This is a genomic window from Moorena sp. SIO4A1 (genome assembly GCF_010672065.1).
In the GTDB taxonomy this organism is placed as follows: domain Bacteria; phylum Cyanobacteriota; class Cyanobacteriia; order Cyanobacteriales; family Coleofasciculaceae; genus Moorena.
This window is the reverse complement of sequence record NZ_JAAHHX010000184.1, coordinates 1-3,484: the sequence shown is the minus strand read 5'-3', so window position 1 is coordinate 3,484 and position 3,484 is coordinate 1. Positions and strand designations below refer to the sequence as shown.

General features: G+C 43.7%; 5 protein-coding genes. 3 read left to right on the top strand and 2 right to left on the bottom strand.

Translation table 11 applies throughout. The annotated features are described in order from the left end of the window. From F6K53_RS35810 to F6K53_RS35800, 3 genes are all read left to right on the top strand, one after another. The coding region (locus tag F6K53_RS35810; RefSeq protein ID WP_293084125.1) for an adenosylhomocysteinase at positions 1-242 on the top strand (242 nt) is incomplete at its 5' end. Positions 243-618: 376 nt separating this feature from the next. Continuing rightward, on the top strand, positions 619-1,422 hold the full coding sequence (locus F6K53_RS35805) for a DUF928 domain-containing protein (RefSeq protein ID WP_070392851.1): 804 nt from the start codon (positions 619-621) through the stop codon (positions 1,420-1,422). 80 nt (positions 1,423-1,502) lie between these two features. Then, on the top strand, positions 1,503-2,126 hold the full coding sequence (locus tag F6K53_RS35800) for an exopolysaccharide biosynthesis protein (RefSeq protein WP_070392852.1): 624 nt from the start codon (positions 1,503-1,505) through the stop codon (positions 2,124-2,126). Between the two features lie 529 nt (positions 2,127-2,655). Here F6K53_RS35800 and F6K53_RS35795 read toward each other — a convergent pair. After that, complete coding sequence (locus F6K53_RS35795) at positions 2,656-3,036, bottom strand: DUF760 domain-containing protein (RefSeq protein ID WP_070392853.1); 381 nt, start codon at positions 3,034-3,036, stop codon at positions 2,656-2,658. A 170-nt stretch (positions 3,037-3,206) separates the two neighbouring features. After that, on the bottom strand, positions 3,207-3,484 hold a 278-nt coding region (gene scpB / locus F6K53_RS35790; RefSeq protein ID WP_293084122.1), incomplete at its 5' end, for an SMC-Scp complex subunit ScpB.

The following is a 3,484-nucleotide window of genomic DNA, read 5'->3' as shown; positions in this document are numbered from 1 at the left end:
TTAACCTGGCAGCAGCTGAAGGTCATCCCAGTGCGGTGATGGACATGAGCTTTGCTAACCAAGCTTTGGCCTGTGAATACCTAGTCAAGAACAAAGGATCCATTGAACCAGGTTTACACTCCATCCCTGAAGCAGTGGATAAGGACATTGCGCGGTTGAAGTTACAAGCAATGGGCATTAACATTGATAGCCTCACCCCAGACCAAATCGAGTACATCAACTCTTGGACTTCTGGTACCTAAAACTAGGGTAATCCCTTTACGATACTGGTTCAATAATCCTGATATCTCTTTTTGGGTAATCGGTTATGGGTAATTAGGTAATGGGTAATGGGTCATGGGTAATTGGTAGTTGACAATGACCGACTATCGATTGCCCTGACCGGCCTAAACGATTTAAAATGGCACCTCTAAAAACTTTTGTATCCTTGACAAGGAATAAGATATAGTATAGAAAAGGTTTGGAACGGCAAGTTAAGATCAACCACTTAGCTAGAATAAAATAACAAACTTATATTGACTCTTGCATAAATCTCTAAAAAGAGGGTGATAAATACTATAGCCACATGGCAAAAATTGACTTTTGCAAGAGGTCTATTAATGAGTAGGGTTATTGATTATGATCTGGCAACAATCTCCAACCTATCTGGCAGTGCTGACTACAATGCTCTCGGCTGCACTGGTAACTGACTTCACCGCACCCCAGTTACTGGCACAGTCATACCCACACCATGAAGTGGGTGCATACTTCCCACCACCACCAGAGCGAGGATCACCGTCTAGAACCCTTGGGGCTGGGACACATATGATTAAATTTCCACCAGTACCAGAACGAGGAGAACCTAGAAGAACAGCAGGAGGAGGGTCTCGTAGCTATTCCTGTACTGACAGCGATGACATCCCTTTGACTGCTATCGTGCCTGCCAATAATCTGGTCACAACCGTGGCGGCTAATCCGACACTGTTCTGGTATGTTCCCAAAACTACAGCCTCCGAAGCAGAATTTGTGTTAATTGATGACCAGAATCAAGAGGTTTACCTGACCAGCGTGAGCCTGGATAACACGAACGGTATTGTGCAACTGAGCGTACCGACAACCGTACCTCTGACCATGGGTAAGAAATACAAGTGGTTTTTCGTACTCGTTTGCGATCCTCAAGAGCGTAGCCGAGATCATTGGGTTCAAGGAATTCTAGAGCGTACTGAACTTAGTCCAGAATTAGCGCTTAATCTAGAGCAGGAGCAAAATACCTTAGAACAAGCCAAACTATATGCTGATGCTCTGATTTGGCAAGAAACTCTGACTACTATCGCCCAGTTACGGGATTCCCAGCCCCAAGCATGGGTAGATCTGATCAAATCAGTGGGCTTAGAAGCGATCGCTAACAAACCGTTTCTGAATTGCTGTACAGCTAGCAATTAATCTTATCAGTAATGTCAGGGTAAGTGCTAGAAAGATTAGTATAGATTAGTATATTAACTTTTATAACTAATCACTACTAAATGGCTAAACTCTCTGTAGAACTACAGCGCTATTTTTTTGAGGAAGAGCAAGAGCCTCAGGTAAGGCTGGCAGATATTTTGACCCTAGCGGGGGAACGTATCTTTGGGTTTATATTCGTTATCCTATCTCTACCTTCAGCTTTGCCAGTTCCAGCACCGGGTTATTCGATTCCCTTTGGAATTGTGATCTTATTGTTGGCTATTCAGCTCATCGTTGGTGCCAAACGCCCCTGGCTACCAAAGAAGATCATGAATGGGAAAATGAAATTGGAAACCGTGCAGGGTTTTCTGAAAATAGGACTCCCTTGGTTGCGGCGGATTGAGGCAGTTACCCGTCCTCGCCTAACCTATATTTGTACCAGTTTGCCTGGTCGGATATTTATGGGGAGTGCGATCGCATTAATGTCAATTTCGATGATGATTCCGATTCCAGGGACAAATACCGTTCCAGCTATGGGAATTTTTATCACTGGTTTTGGCTTAACTGAAGATGATGGCGCAATTAGCCTAGCCGGTTTAGTGGTGTGCCTGATCGGAGCAAGCCTCTCCATCTCAATTCTGTTTGCTCTATGGTTTGGTGGCACAAGTCTAGTTGACCAGATTAAGATTTTGCTGGGTCGTTGAAGTTCTCCCCGCCCACTCCGCGTCGAAGGTTTTGTTTGGGTTAGGGTAATGGATAATGGGTAACAAACTTCGCCGCAGTTGTCGGTAACGTTGGACAAGGGAACTTTGGATCAGGCCAGAATAATTGACGCAAACAGTATAATCAAACTACTAAGGTTGCTAGGTCTAATCGATAATCGGTAACAAGTCATCGGTAATAAGTAATCGGTAATGGCTAATCACAATTACCATTTACTCATTACCTATTACTCCAAGATTTACAATATCTGAAACTATTGATGCTACCGGAGATGATACTATCTGAAATAGTTAAATTTTACCATGCACGGTTATCCTCCTCTATAGGCTAATCCTCCCCTGGGATCCATCTCGACCTGGGTCTAAAAAGGAAAAAGGGACAATAGATTGTGATAGTATCATCCCTTTAACCTATTCCGTTTAGTCTTTTTCCCAAGTTAATCATTCTGAACATAGTGCCATTCACTGGTGTGTACCTAACGAGCGTAGGTATTAAACCAGAGGACATCTATTATGACTCAGTTGGCTTTGGGGAATCGCTACGCTTTTCACTGGGCCGCTTCTGAGGACGTAAGGGAGTGGAGTTGGTTAAGTTGTCTTCAAGAACCATACGCTGTTCCATCTGACGGAGAAAATAACCAGTCATCATGGCTGACGCCAGCAATCCAGCTAAATTTTCCCGATCAGTGGTGATTTGAACATTAAAGTTTTCTGATGGCAGCATCCCTACTAGCCCCTGAACGTTCTGAGAGATGATTTGTTGGATTTCAGGGCTAGCAGACTTCGCAATCCTTGCTAAAACATCAGAAGGTTGATTCTGGAGGTATTGCAGCAGTTGGTTCGCTTGAGGCTCTGCTCCTGGGGAACTTAGAAAATCGGGGTTGAATACCATTAGGAATTTTAGGTTTGACCTGCTTCATCTCGACTTTTCTATACTCTAAACGATTGTGAGATCAGCTGAATCAGCTTTCGGGGATAAATCTAACTTTTTTCGGTAGAAATTCTGAGTAAAAAAGCTTACTTAAAGGAATCTTGAAGTTTTTGTAACCCTTAGCATAGCTTCTATTGGGGTGGCAATAGCTGCTCAACTTCAAAGTGTTGATGAAATTTTTCGGTAACTTGTAACCAGTAGGAACGCCCCTCAGTTTGTCTACGTTTCTGGACAAAATCGAGCTCGACCAGTTCCTGGATATGTTGATACGCTCCACTGCCGCGAAGGTTGACTAGGTCAGCTTGAGTAATCGGACCTTTAAGAGCGATCGCAGCTAAAGTCCTCAAAGCACCTGTGCCCAATTCAGCGGGAATTAAGTTTTGCAGTAATTCACTAAACGTGGCTCGTA

Excerpts from the sequence above, each read along its gene's own strand:
- F6K53_RS35795 (WP_070392853.1), bottom strand. The coding sequence starts at position 3,036 with ATGGTATTCAACCCCGATTTTCTAAGTTCCCCAGGAGCAGAGCCTCAA.
- F6K53_RS35805 (WP_070392851.1), top strand. The coding sequence starts at position 619 with ATGATCTGGCAACAATCTCCAACCTATCTGGCAGTGCTGACTACAATG.
- F6K53_RS35800 (WP_070392852.1), top strand. The coding sequence starts at position 1,503 with ATGGCTAAACTCTCTGTAGAACTACAGCGCTATTTTTTTGAGGAAGAG.